Source organism: Trinickia sp. Z7, from assembly GCF_056498045.1.
The window spans coordinates 421,678-441,032 of sequence record NZ_JAUEQW010000004.1; the positions used below are offsets into that span (position 1 = coordinate 421,678).

The 19,355-nt window shown below is 64.2% G+C and carries 17 protein-coding genes; 4 read left to right on the forward strand and 13 right to left on the reverse strand.

What is annotated here, in order from left to right:
* Position 1 precedes the first annotated feature (1 nt).
* From coaE to yacG, 3 genes are all read left to right on the forward strand, one after another.
* Positions 2–613, forward strand: coding sequence for a dephospho-CoA kinase (gene coaE / locus QQS38_RS10725; RefSeq protein ID WP_479645335.1), 612 nt, complete (start codon positions 2–4; stop codon positions 611–613).
* Positions 614–818: 205 nt separating this feature from the next.
* Positions 819–1,574 (forward strand): cell division protein ZapD, encoded by a 756-nt coding sequence (zapD, locus tag QQS38_RS10730; protein WP_479645336.1) that lies wholly within the window; start codon positions 819–821, stop codon positions 1,572–1,574.
* A 3-nt stretch (positions 1,575–1,577) separates the two neighbouring features.
* Entirely contained in the window at positions 1,578–1,769 is a 192-nt protein-coding gene (gene yacG, locus QQS38_RS10735; RefSeq protein ID WP_325338602.1) for a DNA gyrase inhibitor YacG, read from the forward strand.
* Positions 1,770–1,886: 117 nt separating this feature from the next.
* On the opposite strand, the gene QQS38_RS10740 is transcribed toward yacG, so the two are convergent.
* The 4 genes from QQS38_RS10740 to secA all read right to left on the reverse strand — a co-directional run bounded on the left by QQS38_RS10740 (position 1,887) and on the right by secA (position 7,353).
* Positions 1,887–2,324: an NUDIX domain-containing protein gene (locus QQS38_RS10740; RefSeq protein WP_479645337.1), complete on the reverse strand. Its 438-nt coding sequence runs from the start codon at positions 2,322–2,324 to the stop codon at positions 1,887–1,889.
* Between the two features lie 2 nt (positions 2,325–2,326).
* Positions 2,327–3,196, reverse strand: coding sequence for an ATP-binding protein (locus QQS38_RS10745; RefSeq protein WP_479645338.1), 870 nt, complete (start codon positions 3,194–3,196; stop codon positions 2,327–2,329).
* A 96-nt stretch (positions 3,197–3,292) separates the two neighbouring features.
* Complete coding sequence (gene argJ / locus QQS38_RS10750; protein WP_479645339.1) at positions 3,293–4,534, reverse strand: bifunctional glutamate N-acetyltransferase/amino-acid acetyltransferase ArgJ; 1,242 nt, start codon at positions 4,532–4,534, stop codon at positions 3,293–3,295.
* 14 nt (positions 4,535–4,548) lie between these two features.
* On the reverse strand, positions 4,549–7,353 hold the full coding sequence (gene secA / locus QQS38_RS10755) for a preprotein translocase subunit SecA (RefSeq protein ID WP_479645340.1): 2,805 nt from the start codon (positions 7,351–7,353) through the stop codon (positions 4,549–4,551).
* Positions 7,354–7,557: 204 nt separating this feature from the next.
* Here secA and QQS38_RS10760 point away from each other — a divergent pair, with 204 nt between their 5' ends.
* Positions 7,558–8,043 carry a DciA family protein gene (locus tag QQS38_RS10760; RefSeq protein WP_479645341.1) on the forward strand — a complete coding sequence of 162 codons (486 nt, stop codon included), beginning with the start codon at positions 7,558–7,560 and terminating at the stop codon, positions 8,041–8,043.
* A gap of 82 nt (positions 8,044–8,125) precedes the next feature.
* On the opposite strand, the gene lpxC is transcribed toward QQS38_RS10760, so the two are convergent.
* From lpxC to murD, 9 genes are all read right to left on the reverse strand, one after another.
* The gene (gene lpxC, locus QQS38_RS10765; protein WP_479645342.1) at positions 8,126–9,043 is read right to left on the reverse strand and encodes a UDP-3-O-acyl-N-acetylglucosamine deacetylase; all 918 of its coding nucleotides are present in this window, start codon (positions 9,041–9,043) and stop codon (positions 8,126–8,128) included.
* A gap of 667 nt (positions 9,044–9,710) precedes the next feature.
* On the reverse strand, positions 9,711–10,916 hold the full coding sequence (ftsZ, locus tag QQS38_RS10770; RefSeq protein WP_479645343.1) for a cell division protein FtsZ: 1,206 nt from the start codon (positions 10,914–10,916) through the stop codon (positions 9,711–9,713).
* Between the two features lie 149 nt (positions 10,917–11,065).
* A complete protein-coding gene (ftsA, locus tag QQS38_RS10775) occupies positions 11,066–12,298 on the reverse strand; it encodes a cell division protein FtsA (RefSeq protein ID WP_102643969.1) in 1,233 nt (410 codons plus the stop codon).
* Positions 12,299–12,325: 27 nt separating this feature from the next.
* Entirely contained in the window at positions 12,326–13,087 is a 762-nt protein-coding gene (locus QQS38_RS10780) for a cell division protein FtsQ/DivIB (protein WP_479645344.1), read from the reverse strand.
* A gap of 9 nt (positions 13,088–13,096) precedes the next feature.
* The gene (locus QQS38_RS10785) at positions 13,097–14,041 is read right to left on the reverse strand and encodes a D-alanine--D-alanine ligase (RefSeq protein ID WP_479645345.1); all 945 of its coding nucleotides are present in this window, start codon (positions 14,039–14,041) and stop codon (positions 13,097–13,099) included.
* Between the two features lies 1 nt (position 14,042).
* Positions 14,043–15,434: a UDP-N-acetylmuramate--L-alanine ligase gene (gene murC / locus QQS38_RS10790; protein ID WP_479645346.1), complete on the reverse strand. Its 1,392-nt coding sequence runs from the start codon at positions 15,432–15,434 to the stop codon at positions 14,043–14,045.
* Positions 15,431–16,537 carry an undecaprenyldiphospho-muramoylpentapeptide beta-N-acetylglucosaminyltransferase gene (gene murG, locus QQS38_RS10795; protein ID WP_479645347.1) on the reverse strand — a complete coding sequence of 369 codons (1,107 nt, stop codon included), beginning with the start codon at positions 16,535–16,537 and terminating at the stop codon, positions 15,431–15,433. The genes murC and murG overlap by 4 nt, the downstream gene beginning before the upstream one ends.
* Positions 16,534–17,817 (reverse strand): putative lipid II flippase FtsW, encoded by a 1,284-nt coding sequence (ftsW, locus tag QQS38_RS10800; protein WP_479645348.1) that lies wholly within the window; start codon positions 17,815–17,817, stop codon positions 16,534–16,536. The genes murG and ftsW overlap by 4 nt, the downstream gene beginning before the upstream one ends.
* On the reverse strand, positions 17,814–19,343 hold the full coding sequence (gene murD / locus QQS38_RS10805; protein WP_479645349.1) for a UDP-N-acetylmuramoyl-L-alanine--D-glutamate ligase: 1,530 nt from the start codon (positions 19,341–19,343) through the stop codon (positions 17,814–17,816). The genes ftsW and murD overlap by 4 nt, the downstream gene beginning before the upstream one ends.
* Between the last annotated feature and the right edge of the window lie 12 nt (positions 19,344–19,355).

Below are 19,355 nucleotides of genomic sequence, written 5' to 3' on the forward strand. Positions count from 1 at the left end.
CATGTTCGCCGTAGGGCTAACAGGGGGCATCGGTAGCGGCAAGACCACTGTTGCCGATTTATTCGCGACGCAGGGCATCGTCATCGTCGATACCGACGTCATCGCGCACCGCATCACGGCGCCCGGCGGCGCGGCCATGCCGCTCATCGAGCAAGCGTTCGGCTCGGGATTCATCGCATCCGACGGCTCGCTCGATCGAGCCAAGATGCGCGCTCTGGTGTTCTCCGACGATGCGGCCAAAGCCCGCCTCGAAGCCATCACGCACCCGCTGATTCGTGCCGAAACCGAGCGCGAGCGAGGCACGGCGACAGGACCCTACGTCGTCATCGTCGTGCCGCTGCTGGTCGAATCGGGCACGTGGAAAACGCGCGTCGACCGTGTGCTGGTTGTCGATTGCAGCACCGAAACGCAGATCGAACGCGTCATGCGCCGAAACGCGTTCTCGCGCGAACAAGTGTTAGCCATCATGGCGCGGCAGGCCTCGCGCGAAGCGCGGCTCGCGGCCGCCGACGACATCATCGTCAACGACGATGCGCCTCTGGCATTGCTCGAGCAAGAGGTGCGGCGCTTGCATCGATACTATCTAGCGCTTGCCGGAGGCACCGCCGCATGACCGCTGCCGGCGCCGCACTCATGCCGCGCGGCATCGTGCCCGAGCGTGGGTCGCGAACGTCGCTCAACCTGCCGACAGCTTCCTCAAAATGTCCTTTTCCGGGAAAGCGCAGTAAAAAGTGCCTGATTCCGCGATTGCGGGGGCCAACCTGCGGCATTAGAATGTCCTGCAATCCCACCACCCACGACCCCAGGGGCGAGCGCGCTTGATCCTTTACGAGTATCCGTTCAACGAGCGAATTCGCACGCTGCTGCGTCTCGAAGATTTATTCGAGCGCTTCACCTTTTTCTTGAGCCAAGACGACGCGCGAGAGCATCACGTCGCACTGACAACGCTGTTCGAAATCGCCGAAGTAACGGGCCGGGCGGATTTGAAGTCGGATCTGATGAAGGAACTGGAGCGGCAACGTCAAACGCTTGCACCGTTCCGCGGCAATCCGGGCATCGAGCAGAACGCGCTCGAAGCCGTGCTCGGCGAAATCGAGCAGACGCTCGCCGGCCTCGCGCAGATGCAAGGCAAAACCGGCCAGCATCTCTCGGACAACGAATGGCTCGCCAGCATTCGTAGCCGCGCCATCATTCCGGGCGGCACCTGCGAATTCGACCTGCCGTCCTACTATGCATGGCAGCAATTGCATCCCGATCAGCGCCGCCAAGATATCGCCAAGTGGATCGCACCGCTGCTACCGCTGCGCGATGCCGCCTCTATCGTGTTGCGCCTGGCACGTGAATCGGGGCAAGCATCGAAGGTCATGGCCATGCAGGGCAGCTATCAGCAGATGCTCTCCGGCCGCACGTACCAGCTGATGCAAGTGCGTGTCTCGCCGGAACTGCGCGTGATTCCCGAGGCCAGCGCCAACAAGTACATGCTCTGGGTGCGTTTCACGGTTCAGGACGGCGATCTTCGTCCGCGGGCCGTCGATGTCGACGTGCCGTTCCAATTGACGCTTTGCAGCCTTTGAAAGATGGTGACTGTTGTCAAATGCCCGACCTGCGGCAAGGATGTTCGCTGGACGCCCGAAAATCGCTTCCGCCCCTTTTGCTCCGAGCGGTGCAAGCAAATTGATTTAGGCGCTTGGGCGAATGAGAAATATCGGATCGGCGGCACGGACGAAGAGCCGCCATCGGATGAAGACAAACACGGCGATCTGAATTGATTCGCGCCAACGCGAATTGCTCGCTCAGGACGCTTGGCAAGCAGTAGCGGGCAAAGCCGTCAGGCGCGCCATGCGCGCGATAGCGCAGGCGGGCGCCATCGCCCCACCCTCCGAGCCCTAATCGGCAGCGAGAAGCTCGAGCACCGGAATGGCTGCCGGCAACAGCGGAGCGACTTCGACCGGTAGGCGCTGCCAACTGAAGGCCTGGCCCTCGCGTCCGTGCGGCTCACCTGTCCATCCAGTCACTTTGCAGAAGTGAAGCCGCACATAGGCATGCGGATAGTCATGCTCGAGCGTGTGCCAGCGATGGCACTCGGTCACGACTATGCCGAGTTCCTCGTGCAATTCTCGTGCAAGTGCGGCTTCGACCGTCTCGCCGGGCTCGAGCTTACCGCCCGGAAACTCCCAATAGCCTTCGTACGGCTTGCCCGCGGGCCGCTGCGCGAGCAGGTAGCAGCCGTCAGGTTGGACGAGCACGCCAACCGCGACCTGTGTCACAGGGCGGCCGGTGGGGGAGCGATCGACGGCTTGGGCGCCGCTCGGATGCGAGTTCATGGTCATACTCGCGCCCCGCGGCCGGACCAGTCTCGGGCAAATTGCCACGCCACTCGGCCGGAACGCGAACCGCGCTCCAGCGCCCAAACGAGCGCATCACCACGAGCATTGGCGATATCGTCGTCGGTGCAGCCGAAATGGCGCAACCAATGCCCGACGATCGTGAGGTAATCGTCTTGCTTGAACGGGTAGAAGCTCACCCATAAGCCGAATCGTTCGGACAGCGAGATTTTTTCTTCGACGACCTCGCCCGGATGAATCTCACCGTCGGACATATGCTTGTACGTCTCGTTGTCGCTCATATACTCCGGCAACAGATGGCGCCGGTTCGATGTCGCGTAGATGAGGATATTGTCCGATTGCGCCGCGACCGAGCCGTCGAGGGCCACCTTCAACGCCTTATAGCCCGATTCGCCTTCTTCGAACGAGAGGTCGTCGCAAAACACGATGAACCGCTCCGGCCGTGCAGCGATGAGCTCGGTGATGTCGCCCAGATCGTGCAAATCGTCCTTGTCGACCTCGATCAGGCGCAATCCCTGGTTCGCGTATGCGTTCAGACACGCTTTGATCAGCGACGATTTGCCCGTGCCGCGTGCGCCGGTGAGCAGTACGTTGTTCGCCGGACGCTTATTGACGAATTGCCGCGTGTTTTGCTCGATGAGCGTCTTTTGGCGTTCGATATTCTGCAAGTCGGCGAGCGTGATCGACGAGATCGCCGGCACCGGCTGCAGGTAGCCGCGCCCTTGTCGCTTGCGCCAGCGAAACGCAATCGACGCAGACCAGTCGACGCTGGGCGCCACGGGCGGCAGCATCGCTTCCAGACGACCGAGCAAGGCTTCGGCGCGGGTCAGAAATTGTTCGAGTTTGTCCATGAGCGGTACGAAACGTCATGCGTCGCGCCGCGCGACACGGCGCGGTCGAAACCCCGACACGCACGGCGGCGCGCCCGAAGGCGCCGCCACCCTGCGTCAGGACCGGTAATCGGCGTTGATGGAAACGTAGTCGTGCGATAGGTCGCAGGTCCAGATCGTCGCCTGGGCCGTGCCGCGGCCGAGCACCACGCGAATCGTGATCTCGCTTTCCTTCATGACCCGCTGCCCATCCTCTTCCCGATAAGCGGGGTGACGCCCGCCCTCGGTTGCGACGTGCACGTCGCCGAGATAGAGATCGATCTTCGCCACATCCAGATCGGCGATGCCCGCATAGCCGATCGCGGCCAAAATACGGCCGAGGTTCGGATCCGATGCATAGAAAGCCGTCTTCACGAGCGGCGAATGGCCTATGGCATAGGCGACTTGGCGGCACTCGCTCACGCTTGCGCCACCCTCGACTTGCACCGTCATGAACTTCGTCGCACCCTCGCCGTCGCGTACGATCAGTTGTGCGAGGGTTTGCGCGAGGGACGCAACGGCATCGCGCAACGCGGCGTACGCAGGCGTACCCGCCGACGTCACTGCCGGCAGGCTCGATTTGCCCGTGGCAATGAGCATGAAAGAGTCGTTCGTCGACGTATCGCCATCGATCGTGATGCAATTGAACGAGCGATCGGCGACCTCTTTGACGAGCGTGTCGAGCACATCCTGGGCAACGGCTGCGTCGCACGCGAGAAAGCCCAGCATCGTCGCCATATTCGGCTTGATCATGCCGGCGCCCTTGCTGATACCCGTGAGCGTGACCGTATGGCCGTCGATCGTCACTTGCTTTGATGCGGCCTTCGCCAGCGTGTCGGTCGTCATGATTGATTGCGCCGCCTCGTACCAGTGCGCGGGCGCGCGGCACGCCAACGCCGCAGGCAAGCCTGCTTTGAGGCGATCGATCGGCAGCGGCTCGAGAATGACGCCCGTCGAGAACGGCAGAACTTGCTCGGGCGCGATGCCCGCCAAGCACGCGAGCTCGACACAGGTCTCACGCGCGTGCGCGAGGCCGGGCTCGCCGGTGCCCGCGTTCGCATTGCCCGTATTGACGACGAGCGCGCGAATGCCCTTGCCGCCTTCCCGCACCTTAGCCAGATGCTCACGGCACACCGTGACGGGCGCGGCGCAAAAACGGTTGGACGTAAAGACGCCCGCCACCGTCGCGCCCTCATCGAGCGAGACGACCAGCACGTCCTTGCGGTTCGGCTTGCGGATATTCGCCTCGGCGTAGCCGAGCGTCACGCCGGCGACGGGATGAAGTTGCGCGGGATCGATCGAAGGAAAATTGACGGCCATGGTCGCGAATCCGGTTAAGCCAACTTACCGTGACACTGTTTGTATTTCTTGCCGCTACCGCAAGGGCAAGGATCGTTGCGGCCGACTTTCGGCACGCCATCGGCAGTCACCGACGCCGCCGGCCCATGCGCGCCATGGCTCATGGCCTGGCCGACCATGTCGGCGGTCGCATCCGTCGCGGCTGCCGCAACGGCCGCCGCTTCGGCGAATTCGGCGTGACGAAATTCGACGTTTTCGACGTGGCCGACCTGATCTTCGTACTGCTCGGCGGCCTCTTCGAGTTGCTCGGGCGATTGAATCTGAACGTTCATGACGATACGCGTCACTTCCGTCTTCACGATGTTGAGCAGCGTCTCGAACAGCTCGAACGCTTCGCGCTTGTACTCTTGTTTCGGGTTTTGCTGGGCGTAGCCGCGCAAATGGATGCCCTGGCGCAGGTGGTCCAACGCGGCCAGATGCTCGCGCCAGCAACGGTCGAGCGTTTGCAGCATGACCGACCGCTCGAACGCGCTAAACGACTCGCGGCCCACGAGTGCGACTTTGGCCTCATAGGCCTCGTCGGCCGCGCCGATCACCGCCTCGAGAATATCGTCGGCATCGAGCGATTGGGACTCGTTGATCATCTCCTGAATGGCCAGATCGAGCTGCCAGTCCTTGCGCAGCGCCTCTTCCAATTCGGGGGCGCGCCATTGCTCTTCGATGCTGCCGGCGGGAACGAACTCGTGAACCACATCGGTGACGACGGCATGGCGCATCGCCGTGATCGTCTCGGTGATGTCGTGCGCTTCGAGCAACTCGTTGCGCTGCTGGTAGATCACCTTGCGCTGATCGTTGGAGACGTCGTCGTACTCGAGCAGTTGCTTGCGAATGTCGAAATTTCGGGCTTCGACTTTACGCTGTGCCGACTCGATCGAGCGCGTGACGATGCCGGCCTCGATCGCTTCGCCCTCGGGCATGCGCAGCCGGTCCATGATCGCGCGCACGCGGTCGCCGGCGAAGATGCGCAGCAGCGGATCTTCGAGCGACAGATAGAAGCGCGAGGAACCCGGATCGCCCTGACGGCCCGCGCGGCCGCGCAATTGATTGTCGATACGGCGCGACTCGTGGCGCTCGGTGCCGATGATGTGCAAGCCGCCCGCTGCTTTGACTTGGTCGTGCAGCGCCTGCCATTCGTCGTGCAGCGCACGGATGCGGGTGGCCTTTTCTTCGGCGGGGATCGATTCGTCCAGCTCGAGCAGCGACGCCTGCTTTTCGGCGTTACCGCCGAGCACGATGTCGGTCCCGCGGCCTGCCATGTTCGTTGCGATCGTAATGCGCTTGGGCCGCCCCGCTTCCGCGACGATACCAGCCTCGCGCGCGTGCTGCTTCGCGTTGAGCACCTCGTGCGGCAAACCCGCCTTCGTCAGCAGGTTCGACAGCAATTCGGAATTTTCGATCGATGTCGTACCGACGAGCACCGGCTGGCCGCGCTCGTAGCAGTCGCGAATGTCGCGAATGACGGCGTCGTAGCGCTCTTTGGCGGTCTTGTAGATCTGGTCTTGCTTGTCGATCCGCTTCGGCGGCCGGTTGGTCGGAATGACGACCGTTTCGAGACCGTAGATTTCGTTGAATTCGTACGCTTCGGTATCGGCCGTGCCGGTCATGCCCGAGAGCTTCGCGTACATGCGGAAGTAGTTTTGGAACGTGATCGAGGCGAGCGTTTGGTTCTCGCTTTGGATCTTGACGTGCTCCTTCGCTTCCACCGCCTGATGCAGCCCGTCCGACCAGCGGCGGCCCGCCATCAGCCGCCCCGTGAATTCGTCGACGATGACGACTTCGCCGTTCTGCACGACGTAATGCTGATCGCGGAAGAACAGCGTATGAGCGCGCAGCGCGGCGTACACGTGGTGCATCAACGTGATGTTCTGCGCGGCGTACAGGCTTTCGCCTTCGCCGATCAAGCCCCATTCGGCCAGCAAACGCTCGGCCTTTTCGTGCCCGGACTCAGTCAGGAACACCTGGCGCGCCTTTTCGTCGAGCGTGTAATCACCCGGCTTCTCGACGCCCGTGCCGTCGGCCCGCTCTTCGCCGATCTGCCGCTCCAGCAGCGGCGGTAGCGCGTTCATGCGGACATAGAGCTCGGTGTGATCTTCGGCTTGGCCCGAAATGATGAGCGGCGTGCGCGCTTCGTCGATGAGAATCGAATCCACCTCGTCGACGATCGAGAAGTTCAACGACCGCTGCACGCGCGCATGCGTCTCGTAGACCATGTTGTCGCGCAGATAGTCGAAGCCGAACTCGTTGTTCGTGCCGTAGGTGATGTCGGCCGCGTACGCCTGCTGCTTCGACTCGTGGTCCATTTGCGACAGATTGATGCCGACCGACAAGCCGAGGAAGTTGTAGAGCCGGCCCATCCATTCGGCGTCGCGCTGCGCGAGGTAATCGTTGACCGTCACGACGTGAACGCCCCGCCCCGACAACGCGTTCAGATATGCAGCCAGCGTGGCGACGAGCGTCTTGCCCTCGCCCGTGCGCATTTCGGCGATCTTGCCGTAATGCAGCACCATGCCCCCGATCAGCTGCACGTCGAAATGACGCATTTTGAGCACGCGGCGGCTGGCCTCGCGGCAGACCGCGAACGCCTCGGGCAGCAGTTTGTCGAGCGATTCCCCGCTGGCGACGCGCTGCCGGAATTCGTCCGTCTTGGCGCGCAGTTGGTCGTCCGTCAATTGCTCGATTTGCGGCTCGAGCGCATTGATCACCGCGACGGTCTTTTGATACTGCTTGACGAGACGCTGATTGCGGCTGCCAAAGATCTTTTGGAGAAAACCGGTGGTCATCGGGTCGAGTATGCGTCGCGGCTTCGGCCAGGCACCGCGCGGCCTATGCGGCCACGGCGGATGCCCGGATTCGAAGGGCCTCGGCGGCTTATTCCATGAGTGAATTCGAATCGCGCATTTTAGCACGCGAGCCTTAACGTACCGTGTCGAGCGGCAGGTGTCTCGCCGTGCCGGCATTGCCCGGCAGACAGGTACAATCGCGCCATGAAACGCTTTTCGTCCTTTTCGAAGGCTGCTTCGGCACGCCGGCCGCAACCTGTCGCCGAAGTGCTCGGACGGACCGATGCATTCGCGGCGCTACGCGCCGGCGTCGAGCAAATCGCCTCGCTCGAGCGCGATTTGGCACAGTTGCTGCCCGACTACCTGGCGAAGAACGTCGAGCCGGGTTTTATCAAAGACGGCACGCTCACGCTGTTCGCGGCGCACGGCGCCTTGGCCGCAAGGCTGCGCCAAATCAACGACCGGCTGCTCTCGTCGTTGCAGCAGCGCGGTTGGCCGGTGCGCACCCTCGCCGTCAAAGTGCGGCTGCGCGCCGTGGAAGAACCGCCTGCGCCCAAGCAGGCGCGCATGACGCCGGCCGGCGCCGCCGCCTTGCAAGCGCTCAGCCGTTCGCTCCCCCCTTCGCCACTGCAGGCGGCCCTCGCCGCCATGGCCGCGCGACACGGAAAATCGACCGACGAAAAGCAATGAGCGGCCCGAAGGCCGCTCATATTGAATTGTGCAGTGGCACGTGCCGCGTGCGCCGCACCGCGCTCATGCGCGAGCCGCCCGCTCAGGCCAATGCGGTCTGGGCGTCGTAGCCGAAGCCGCGCGGCGCGTGTTCGAGGTCGTCGAACGTCAGCACTTCGTAAGCGTCCTCATGCGCGAGCAACTCGCGCAACAGCGCATTGTTCAGACCGTGCCCCGACTTGTACGCCGTATACGAGGCGAGCAGCGGATGGCCGATGACATAGAGATCGCCGATCGCATCGAGCATCTTGTGCTTCACGAACTCGTCGTCGTAGCGCAAGCCATCGTTGTTCAAGATCCGGTATTCGTCGAGCACGATCGCGTTGTCCATGCTGCCGCCGCGCGCCAACCCGAGCTCGCGCATCGTCTCGACCTCATGCGCGAAGCCGAAGGTGCGCGCGCGGGCGATTTCGCGGACGTATGAAGTCGTCGCGAAATCGACTTCGAGCGCCTGCCCCGTCTTGTCGACGGCCGGGTGACTGAAGTCGATCGTGAACTTGAGCTTGAATCCGAAATACGGATCGAGGCGCGCGAATTTGTCGCCGTCGCGCACTTCCACCGGCTTCTTCACCTTGATGAATTTTTTCGGCGCGTTTTGCTCTTCGATTCCGGCCGATTGCATCAGGAAGACGAACGAGGCCGCGCTGCCGTCCATGATCGGGATTTCTTCCGCCGTGACATCGACGTACAGATTGTCGATGCCCAAGCCCGCGCAGGCCGACATCAAATGCTCGACCGTCGATACGCGCGCGCCATCCTTCTGCAGAACCGAAGCAAGACGTGTATCGCCGATCGACAACGCGGACGCGGGAATGTCCACCGCAGTCGGCAAATCGACGCGCGAAAACACGATGCCGGTGTTAGCGGCAGCGGGACGCAGCGTCAGTTCGACCTTGCGCCCGGAGTGCAAGCCGATTCCGACTGTCTTGACGATCGATTTGATGGTGCGTTGCTTCAGCATGGTCTTGTTCGATTGGTATTCTCAATCGGCCCTTTTAGTTCATAGCACAGAGTATACTCTATCCGGCGGAATCGTTCATTTCCGCGGACGTATCCATCTGTTTCCTCGCGTTACCTGCTGCAAGCGAAGCGAGGCCGGCGGCCGGAACGGAGGCATTCCCGGTCGCCAGCCCGTAACGGACCGTCACAAAACCACGCCGCAGTCGTCGCCGACACGCCACGCGCAAACGCGGCGCAGCCGGTCCCCGGCAAGCACGCATATCGCTTGCCCGGTCCAAAGGCGTTCCCGACACATCTTGCCCGCGATGCGCCGATCATCCGCTCGCGCCGTACGCGCTGCACTCACTAGCACCGGGCCGGAATCGACTCGGAACTCGGCACTGTCCGAGTGCCGCGCCGGGCGCTTAACGGCCCGCTCTCTGCCAAACCCGTCTGTCGCAGGCCGAAGCCAGCACGTGCGCGTGATTCGATGCGCTCGCGCGCGACACGCTGCCCGATCTAGGGCGCGCCGACAGTCGCTGCACCCGCTTCGCCGGCACACTGCGCGAAGCGGCTGCGCCTGCTCGTCCGACGGGACGAAGCCTTCTGACGCCGTTGCCGTTCATGATGCCGTCCTTTCGTCGGCGCGGCGGCCAAGAAAGCCGCACGCGCGACGAATGCACCGCGCTTCAGTCCGCCTGCTTACGCAAGAACGCGGGAATGTCGTACGTGTCGACGCCCTTTTCCTGGAGCGCCTGCACATGCGAGGCTGCCGTCTCGCGCGAGTTGCGCCACACGGCCGGCGTATCGAACGCGCCGTAATCGCCCGTGTTCGCGTGCGACGACTGCGGCGTATAGCCATGCTGCATCACGGGCTGATTGTCCGTGCCCGTGCGCAGGAGCGTCATGGGCGCCGGCTGCTGCTTCTTCGCCGCGCTTGCTGCCGTGCGGCCAAGACCCGTCGCAACGACCGTCACGCGCAACGCATCGCCCATCGCATCGTCGTAGACCGCGCCGAAGATGACCGTGGCGTCGTCCGCCGCGTAGCTCTTGATCGTGTTCATCACTTCGCGCGTTTCCGACAAGCGCAGCGAGCGGCTCGACGTGATGTTCACGAGCACGCCGCGCGCACCCGACAGATCGACGCCTTCGAGCAGCGGGCTCGCAACGGCCTGCTCGGCCGCAAGCCGGGCGCGATCGACGCCGGCCACCGTGGCCGTGCCCATCATCGCCTTGCCTTGCTCGCCCATCACCGTCTTCACGTCTTCGAAGTCGACGTTCACGAGACCGTCGACATTGATGATTTCGGCGATACCGGCCACAGCGTTGTTCAGAACGTCGTCTGCGCACTGGAAGCACTTATCCATCTCGGCGTCATCGCCCATCACCTCGAACAGCTTGTCGTTCAGGACGACGATCAGCGAGTCGACGTGATCCTCCAGTTGCTGCGAGCCGGCTTCCGCCACGCGCATGCGCTTGCCGCCTTCGAATTCGAACGGCTTGCTCACGACGCCCACGGTCAGAATGCCCATCTCCTTGGCGATCTGCGCGACCACGGGCGCTGCGCCCGTGCCCGTGCCGCCGCCCATGCCGGCGGTGATGAATACCATGTGCGCGCCACGCAACGCATCGGCGATCCGCTCGCGCGCTTCTTCGGCCGCCGCACGTCCCATCTCCGGCTTCGCGCCGGCGCCCAGCCCCGTGTTGCCGAGCTGAATCACGTTCGGCGCACGCGAGCGCGACAACGCTTGAGCATCGGTGTTCATGACGACGAAATCGACGCCTTGCACCCCTTTGCTGATCATGTGCGCGACGGCATTGCCGCCCGCACCGCCAACGCCCACCACCTTGATGATGGTGCCGTTGGTTTCCGTTTCCAACATCTGGAATTCCATATTGCCTCCGTCAAAAAAAAGTCCTGCCGATCGGCGTTATTCGTCGAGGAGTCGGGCAACCCCTCGTCGCGCGCGGGCCGCCGGCACCCGCGCTTTCACCGCCTGCCCGAAGCGCGTTTCGTCAACGCGCGTTGGGCCCTCTTTAGAAATTAAAAATTGCCCAAAAACCAGTCTTTCATGCGCGAGAAAACCTGCCCCATCGATCCCGCCTGCACCGCGACCTTGCGGCCGCGCATGCGTTGCGACGAACCTTCGACGAGCAATCCCATCGCCGTCGAGTAGCGCGGATTGCGCACGACGTCGGCAAGCCCCCCCGCGTATTCCGGCACGCCGATGCGCACCGGCTTCAGAAAAATGTCTTCGCCGAGCTCGACCATGCCCGGCATCATCGAAGCACCGCCCGTCAGAACGATGCCCGAGCTCAAGAGTTCCTCGTAACCCGATTCGCGCACCACTTGATGCACGAGCGAGAACAACTCTTCCACGCGCGGCTCGATCACGGCTGCGAGCGCTTGGCGCGACAGCGTGCGCGGACCGCGCTCACCCAACCCGGGCACTTCGATCATTTCGTCGGGATCGGCGAGCGCTTGCTTGGCGATGCCGTAGCTGACCTTGATGTCCTCGGCGTCCGGCGTCGGCGTGCGCAACGCCATCGCGATGTCGCTCGTGATCTGATCGCCCGCGATCGGGATCACCGCCGTGTGGCGAATGGCGCCTTCGCTGAAGATGGCGATATCGGTCGTGCCGCCACCGATGTCCACGAGCACCACACCCAGTTCCTTTTCATCCTCGGTCAGCACCGCGAGCGAGGACGCGAGCGGCTGCAGAATCAGATCGTTGACTTCGAGCCCGCAGCGTCGCACGCATTTGACGATGTTTTGCGCGGCCGACACGGCGCCCGTCACGATGTGCACTTTCACCTCGAGGCGAATGCCGCTCATCCCGATCGGCTCGCGTACGTCTTCCTGGCCGTCGATGATGAATTCCTGCGTGAGGATGTGCAGCACCTGCTGATCGGTCGGAATGTTGATCGCCTTGGCCGTCTCGATCACGCGGGCGACGTCCGCCTGCGTCACTTCCTTGTCCTTGATCGCAACCATGCCGCTGGAATTGAAGCTGCGGATATGGCTGCCCGCGATCCCCGTGAAGACGTTGGTGATCTTGCAGTCGGCCATCAGCTCGGCCTCTTCCAGCGCGCGCTGAATCGATTGCACCGTGGCCTCGATGTTCACCACGACACCTTTTTTCAGACCCTTCGATTCGCTTTGCCCGAGCCCGATCACTTCGTAGTGGCCCTCGCCGCGCAATTCAGCGACGACCGCGACGACCTTGGCCGTGCCGATGTCCAGGGCAACCAGCAGATCCTTGTAGTCTTTACTCATAGCGTGCTCATTGCGTGTGATGTCGTGTTACTTCGCCGCGGGTTTGCCCGCGGTCGCATTGCCGATGAAGCGCATCCCCGCTGCGCGAATCGCAAAGCCGTTCGGATAGCGCAGATCCGCGTATTCGATGTCCTTGCCCCAACGGGCCGTGACCGCCCCCCACGCCGCCGTCAGCCGATGGCTGCGCTCGGCCAGCGTTTGCGGGTTGCGTTCTCGACCGTATTCGATCTGCGTGCCGTTCGACAGTTTCACCGTCCAGGCATAGCGCGGCGACAGCGTCACTTCGTCCGGCGCCGCGCCTAGCGGCGCGAGCCATTTCTTGAAATCGAAATAGCGTGCGACCACTTCCTTTTCGGTGCCGCTCGGCCCGTCGAATGCAGGCAAGTCCACGTCGAGCTCGCCTTGATTCGCCGTGAACAGTTCGCCGCCGACGCTCACGAGCTGATCGCTGCCCCAGGTGCCGAGCGGTTTGTACTCCTCGAGCGTCACGGCCAGCGCATTCGGCCACACGCGCCGCACGCTCGCGCGACGCACCCACGGCATCTGCTCGAAGGCCTGGCGTGCGTTGTCGAGATCGACCGTGAAGAAGTTGCCCCGCAAATGGCCGACCACGCCTGCGCGCACCGTCGGCGCGTTGATGTGCTCGGTGTCGCCGCCGATCGCGATCGTGTGCAACGTGAACGCCGGACGTTGCGTCAACCAGTACGCGCCCGCAGCCAACAACACGAGCGCCAACAGCGCGTAAAGCGCGTTGGCGGCAAGGTTCAATTGGCGGACGTTGTTCCACATGGCTTGCGGTCAATCCTTGAGCGTCAGCGCCAGCACGCCGACGACGAGCTCTTGATATTCGATGCCGACCGCGCGTGCGGCCTTGGGCGGCAGCGAGTGATCGGTCATGCCCGGCGCCGTGTTCACCTCGAGGAAATACGGATCGCCGTTCGCATCGAGCATGAAATCGGCACGCCCCCAGTCGGTGCAACCCAGAACGTCGAACGCGCGCCGCGACAGCGCTTTCAAGCGCGCCTCCTGCGCCGCGGGTAAGCCGCACGGGATGAGGTACTGCGTGTCCTCGGCGATGTACTTCGCGTGATAGTCGTAGAACTCGCCTTTGGGCACGATGCGAATGATCGGCAAATCGAGATCGCCGGCAATGCAAGCGGTGTATTCGCCGCCGCCCTCGATGCTCTTTTCGACGATGACGATCTTGTCGAACTTGGCCGCTTCTTCCAGCGCGGCGGGCAAGGCGTCCGCGCCCTTCACCTTGATGACGGCGACGCTCGAGCCCTCGCTCGCGGGCTTGACGAACAACGGCAGGCCCAGCTTCGCGACGATCTCGCCGGCGCGCGCCGCGTAATCGTCGCCCCGCAGCACGGCTTCGAACGGCGGGGTGGGCACGCCCAGTTGCTGCCAGACGAGCTTGGAGCGGAATTTGTCGAGACCGAGCGCCGAGCCCAGCACGCCGCTGCCCGTATAGCGAATACCGTAGAAATCGAGCGCGCCTTGAATTTGGCCGTTTTCGCCGTAGCCGCCGTGCAGCGCGTTGAACGCACGCACGAACCCTTCATCCTCGAGCGCCGAGAGCGAACGCTGCGCAGGGTCGAACGGATGGGCGTCGATGCCCGCATCGCGCAGCGCTTTGAGCACGAGCGTGCCCGACTTGAGCGATACCTCGCGCTCGGCCGATTCCCCGCCGAACAGGACGGCTACTTTGCCGAAGCGTTTCGGATCGATACCTGCACTCATCTCACACCCTCAATTCTTGGGCCAGGCGACCCGGCACTGCGCCGATCGAGCCCGCGCCCATCGTAATCACCACATCGCCGTCCCGTACCAGAGACGACAACGCCTGCGGCACGTCGTCGACGGTCTCGACGAAGGCCGGGTCCACCTTGCCCGCGGCGCGGAGCGCGCGCGCGAGCGCTTCGGAATCCGCCGCGGCGATCGGCGCCTCGCCCGCGGCGTAGACCTGCGTCAGCACCAGCGCGTCGACGCTCGAAAGCACGCCGACGAAATCTTCGAAGCAGTCGCGCGTGCGCGTGTACCGGTGCGGCTGAAAAGCGAGCACGAGACGCTTGCCGGGAAACGCGCCGCGCGCGGCGGCGATCGTGGCCGCCATCTCGACCGGGTGATGCCCGTAATCGTCGATGAGCGTGTAGCTGCCGCCACCCGCCACGCGCATCTCGCCATAGCGCTGAAAGCGCCGGCCCACGCCCGTGAATTCGGCCAACGCTCGCTGGATGTCGGCATCGCCGATCTCGAGCTCGGTCGCGATCGCGATCGCCGCCAGTGCGTTCTGCACGTTGTGCGTGCCGGGCATGTTCAGCACGACTTCGAGCGGCCCCGCGCCTTCGCGCAGCGCGGTGAAATGCATCTTGCCGTCGCGCGCCAGCACGTTGACGGCGCGCACCTGTGCATCGGGCGCAAAGCCGTAACGAATCACGGGCTTCGAGACGAACGGCAAAATCTCGCGCACATTCGCGCAGTCCACACAAAGCACGGCGATGCCGTAAAACGGCAAGCGGTGCGTAAACTCGATGAACGCCTGCTTCAGGCGGGCGAAGTCGTGCCCGTATGTGTCCATGTGATCTTCGTCGATGTTCGTGACGACTTCGATCACGGGCAGCAGATTCAAAAACGACGCGTCCGATTCGTCGGCTTCCGCCACGATGAAATCGCCCGTGCCCAGCCGGGCGTTGGCGCCCGCACTCGTCAAGCGGCCGCCGATGACGAACGTTGGATCGAGACCGCCGGCCGCGAGCACGCTTGCAACGAGGCTCGTCGTCGTCGTTTTCCCGTGCGTGCCCGCAATCGCGATGCCCTGCTTCAAGCGCATGAGCTCGGCGAGCATCACCGCACGCGGCACGATCGGCACGCGCTTGCGGCGCGCGGCCAGCACTTCCGGGTTGTCGCTGCGAACGGCAGTGGACACGACGACGGCGTCCGCGCCTTCGATGTTGGCCGCATCATGGCCGATCGCGATCTGCGCGCCGAGCGACGCGAGCCGGTCGGTCGATGCGCTGCGCGCCAAGTCGGAGCCGCTCACGCGATAACCGAGCGTGACCAGCACCTCGGCGATCCCGCTCATGCCGGCGCCGCCGATCCCGACGAAGTGAACGTGTTTGACGATGTGTTTCATTGCTTTCCTTCCTGGCGCGCGAGCGCCACCGCCGCGCATACTTGCGCGACGCGATCGGTTGCCTCGGGCTTGGCGAGCAGGCGCGCGCGCTCCGCCATTTCGGCGAGCGTCTCGCGCGTCTGGCTGCGCAGCCAATCCGCGAGGTTTTCGGGCGACAAATCGCGCTGCTGCACGAGCACGGCCGCTTGCTGCGAAGCCAAGAACGCCGCGTTCGTGCTTTGGTGATCGTCGACCGCATAAGGGAACGGGACGAACAGCGCCGCCACGCCCACCGCCGCCACTTCCGCAACGGTCATCGCGCCGGAACGGCAGATGACGAGATCGGCGTCGCCGTAAGCCGCGGCCATATCGTCGATGAATGGCACGAGGCGTAGCGCCTCGCCCGGTTCGAAGCCCGCCTGCGCATAGTTCGCCCGGAGCGCGTCGATGTGTTTTGCGCCGGCTTGGTGCATCACCAGCGGGCGCTCGTGCGGCGCGAGCAGCGCTAGAGCGCGCGGCACGCATTCGTTGAGCGCCGCGGCGCCCAAGCTGCCGCCCACGACCAGCACGCGCAGCGGCCCCGTGCGCTCCGCGTAACGCAGCTTCGGCTCGGCGGCGTGGCAGATCTCGTCGCGCAGCGGGTTGCCGGTCCACTCCGCGCCGGGCAGCGTGTCGGGGAATGCGACGAGCACGCGCCGCGCGAGCTTGGCCAATACCTTATTGGCCAGGCCCGCGATCGAATTTTGCTCGTGCAGCACGAGCGGGCGGCCCGTCAGCGCCGCCATGACACCGGCGGGAAAGGTGATGTAGCCGCCCATGCCGAGCACGACGTCCGGTTGAACGCGCCGCATCACGCGCAAACTTTCGAAGCAAGCGCGCAATATATTGAGCGGCAGCATCAGCTTCGTGCGCAGGCCTTTGCCGCGCAATCCGCCGAAACGCACGAACTCGATCGGAAACCCGTGCTTGGGCACGAGCGACGCCTCCATGCCCGACGGATTGCCGAGCCAAACGACACGCCAGCCCCACGCCCGCATGCGATGCGCGACCGCAAGCCCGGGGAACACGTGCCCCCCGGTGCCGCCGGCCATCACCATCAACGTGTGCTGCGGCGTGGTGCTCATACTTTCCCCCCACGCATCAGCACTCGGTTTTCATAGTCCACTCGCATGAGCACGGCGAGCGCGACGCAGTTGAGCACGATGCCCGAGCCGCCATAGCTGACGAGCGGCAGCGTCAACCCCTTGGTGGGCAACAGCCCCAGGTTCACGCCCATGTTGATGAACGTCTGAGCGCCGAACCACAAGCCGACGCCCTTGGCCATCAAGCCCGCGAACGTGCGATCGAGCGCGAGCGCCTGCCGCCCGATTTCGAACGCGCGCCGCACGATCCAGTAGAACAGCAAGATCACGACGAGCACGCCGATGAATCCGAGTTCTTCGCCGATCACGGCGAGAATGAAGTCGGTATGCGCTTCGGGCAGATAGTTGAGCTTTTCGACGCTGCCGCCGAGACCGACGCCGAACCACTCGCCGCGGCCGAACGCGATCAGCGAGTGCGTCAATTGATACGCTTTGCCTTGAGCGTAGCGGTCGTCCCATGGATCGAGATAGGCGAAGATCCGCTCGCGCCGCCACGGCGATGCCCAAACGAGCAGCGTGAACGTGCCGACTGCGGTGGCAACGAGCCCACCGAAGAGCTTGCCGTTCACGCCGCCGAGAAACAGCACGCCCATGGCGATGGCCGCGACGACCATGAACGCGCCCATGTCGGGCTCGAGCAGCAAGAGCGCGCCGACGACGCCCACGGCGAACCCCATCGGCAAAAAGCCTTTGGCGAAGCTTTGCATGTACTCCTGCTTGCGCACCGTGTAGTTCGCGGCATAGATGGTCACCGCGAGCTTCATGATTTCGGACGGCTGCATGTTCATGAGGCCGAGCGGGATCCAGCGGCGGGCGCCGTTCACCCCTTTGCCGATATGCGGGATCAGCACGATCACGAGCGCCGCGAGCGCGAGCAGGAACAGCTTGGGTGCGTATTTGTCCCAAACCGAAATCGGGATTCGAAACGCCACGATGGAGACGACCATCGCCACGGCCAACGACATCACATGGCGCAGCAGAAACGCGTACGAGCGATAGGCCGCGTACTTCGGCGAATCGGGCATGGCGATCGACGCCGAGTAGACCATCACCACGCCCAGGCCGAGCAGCGCAATCACGACCCACAGCAAGGCGTGGTCGTAGTCGAGCATGCGCGAGCGTGTCGGGCGCATGCCGCTGACGGCGCTCGCCAGGCCGCCGACGCCGGACGAAGCCGCGGCAGCCGCCTTCGGCGATTTGCCCCCGGCCGCCGCTTCGCGTTGCGGCATCAGGCGCGAGCCAAAGCGATCGGTCCAGCTCATAGCATCGTCCCCCGCTCGGCCGCGATCTCTTCGACCGTGCTGCGGAACACGGTCGCGCGATGCGCGTAGTTGTCGAACATGTCGAAGCTCGCACAAGCGGGCGAGAGCAGCACGGCATCCCCTGCTTGCGCCAGCGCGCCGGCCGCGCGCGTTGCCGCTTCGAGCGTCGGTTGATCGACGAGCGGCACGCCGGCGGCGGCGAGCGCTTCGCGAATGCGCGGTGCATCGCGGCCGATCAGCATGACGGCGCGGCACCAGCGTGCGACAGGCTGCGCGAGCGGCTCGAAATCCTGTCCTTTGCCGTCACCGCCGGCGATCAGCACGGTGCGTTGCGCGAGACCGTCGAGCGCCGCAACCGTTGCGCCGACGTTGGTGCCCTTACTGTCGTCGACATAATCGACGCCGTCGATCGATGCGATCAGCTCGACTCGGTGCGGCTCCCCCCGATATTCGCGCAAGCCGTGCAACAGCGGCGCCGCCGGCAATCCGATCGCGCGCGCCAGCGCCAACGCGGCCAACGCGTTCGCCGCGTTATGTAGCCCGCGAATGCGCAGCGCATCGGCGGGCATCAACCGCGTCAGGGCGATGTCGGCGGGTGCAGCCGCTTCTTGGCGCTTTCGGCGCGGGCTAGCCGGTTCATCCGACGGCTCGCGCTCGCGCGCCTCGACCAGCCAGTTGATGCCGTTTTCGCGCGCAAGCCCGTAATCGCCAAGGCGCGTCGGCTCGTTCAGCCCAAAGGTCACATACGATGCCGGCGCCTGGCCGCTCGCGTCTGCCTTGGGCGCGAGCGACATCGAGCGCGCGTCGTCTCGGTTCAGCACCCGCACCGTTCGCGGCCCGAAGATGCGTCCCTTGGCGGCTGCATAGGCATCGAGGCCGCCGTGCCAATCCAAATGATCCTGCGTGATGTTGAGCACGGCCGCCGCGTCGGGTGCGAACGTGCGCGCCGTTTCGAGCTGAAAGCTCGACAGCTCCAGTACCCAAATGTCGGGCAAGGCCGTGGCGTCGATCGCATCCATCAGACGGTCGAGCATCGTCGGGCTGATATTGCCGGCAACCGCCACCTTTTTGCCCGCGCGCTCGCAAAGCTGGCCCGTCATGCTCGTCGTGGTGGTCTTGCCGTTCGTGCCGGTGATGGCGACGACCTTCGGCGCATACCCGCTCTCGCCCAGATGCTCGAGGGCTCGCGCAAAGAATTCGACCTCTCCCCATACAGGGATGCCGCGCTCCTGTGCAGCGCCGATGAGCGGCACCAGGTCTTGCGCGAGCGGAGACAGACCCGGACTCAACGCGACGAGGTCGATGCCGTCATCGAGCAAGGCCGGCGAGAAGGAGCCGCCGAGGAACTGCGCATCGATGCCCTGCTGCGCCAACGCCGGAAGATTCGGCGGCGCTTCGCGCGTGTCGGCGATGCGCAAGGAGCACCCCTGGCGCGCGCACCAGCGCGCCATCGCGAGGCCCGATTCCCCGAGTCCCAGCACGAGCACCATCGGCCGTTGCCGATCTCCAAACATCTCGCCGAACATCACGTGAGTTCC

What these genes read in the sequence shown, in the direction of transcription:
- ftsW (WP_479645348.1), bottom strand. Translation starts at nt 17,817, where the DNA reads ATGAGCTGGACCGATCGCTTTGGCTCGCGCCTGATGCCGCAACGCGAA.
- QQS38_RS10760 (WP_479645341.1), top strand. Translation starts at nt 7,558, where the DNA reads ATGAAACGCTTTTCGTCCTTTTCGAAGGCTGCTTCGGCACGCCGGCCG.
- argJ (WP_479645339.1), bottom strand. Translation starts at nt 4,534, where the DNA reads ATGGCCGTCAATTTTCCTTCGATCGATCCCGCGCAACTTCATCCCGTC.
- murD (WP_479645349.1), bottom strand. Translation starts at nt 19,343, where the DNA reads ATGTTCGGCGAGATGTTTGGAGATCGGCAACGGCCGATGGTGCTCGTG.
- QQS38_RS10740 (WP_479645337.1), bottom strand. Translation starts at nt 2,324, where the DNA reads ATGAACTCGCATCCGAGCGGCGCCCAAGCCGTCGATCGCTCCCCCACC.
- ftsA (WP_102643969.1), bottom strand. Translation starts at nt 12,298, where the DNA reads ATGAGTAAAGACTACAAGGATCTGCTGGTTGCCCTGGACATCGGCACG.
- ftsZ (WP_479645343.1), bottom strand. Translation starts at nt 10,916, where the DNA reads ATGGAATTCCAGATGTTGGAAACGGAAACCAACGGCACCATCATCAAG.
- coaE (WP_479645335.1), top strand. Translation starts at nt 2, where the DNA reads ATGTTCGCCGTAGGGCTAACAGGGGGCATCGGTAGCGGCAAGACCACT.
- murG (WP_479645347.1), bottom strand. Translation starts at nt 16,537, where the DNA reads ATGAGCACCACGCCGCAGCACACGTTGATGGTGATGGCCGGCGGCACC.
- QQS38_RS10780 (WP_479645344.1), bottom strand. Translation starts at nt 13,087, where the DNA reads ATGTGGAACAACGTCCGCCAATTGAACCTTGCCGCCAACGCGCTTTAC.
- QQS38_RS10745 (WP_479645338.1), bottom strand. Translation starts at nt 3,196, where the DNA reads ATGGACAAACTCGAACAATTTCTGACCCGCGCCGAAGCCTTGCTCGGT.
- QQS38_RS10785 (WP_479645345.1), bottom strand. Translation starts at nt 14,041, where the DNA reads ATGAGTGCAGGTATCGATCCGAAACGCTTCGGCAAAGTAGCCGTCCTG.
- murC (WP_479645346.1), bottom strand. Translation starts at nt 15,434, where the DNA reads ATGAAACACATCGTCAAACACGTTCACTTCGTCGGGATCGGCGGCGCC.
- yacG (WP_325338602.1), top strand. Translation starts at nt 1,578, where the DNA reads ATGGTGACTGTTGTCAAATGCCCGACCTGCGGCAAGGATGTTCGCTGG.
- secA (WP_479645340.1), bottom strand. Translation starts at nt 7,353, where the DNA reads ATGACCACCGGTTTTCTCCAAAAGATCTTTGGCAGCCGCAATCAGCGT.
- lpxC (WP_479645342.1), bottom strand. Translation starts at nt 9,043, where the DNA reads ATGCTGAAGCAACGCACCATCAAATCGATCGTCAAGACAGTCGGAATC.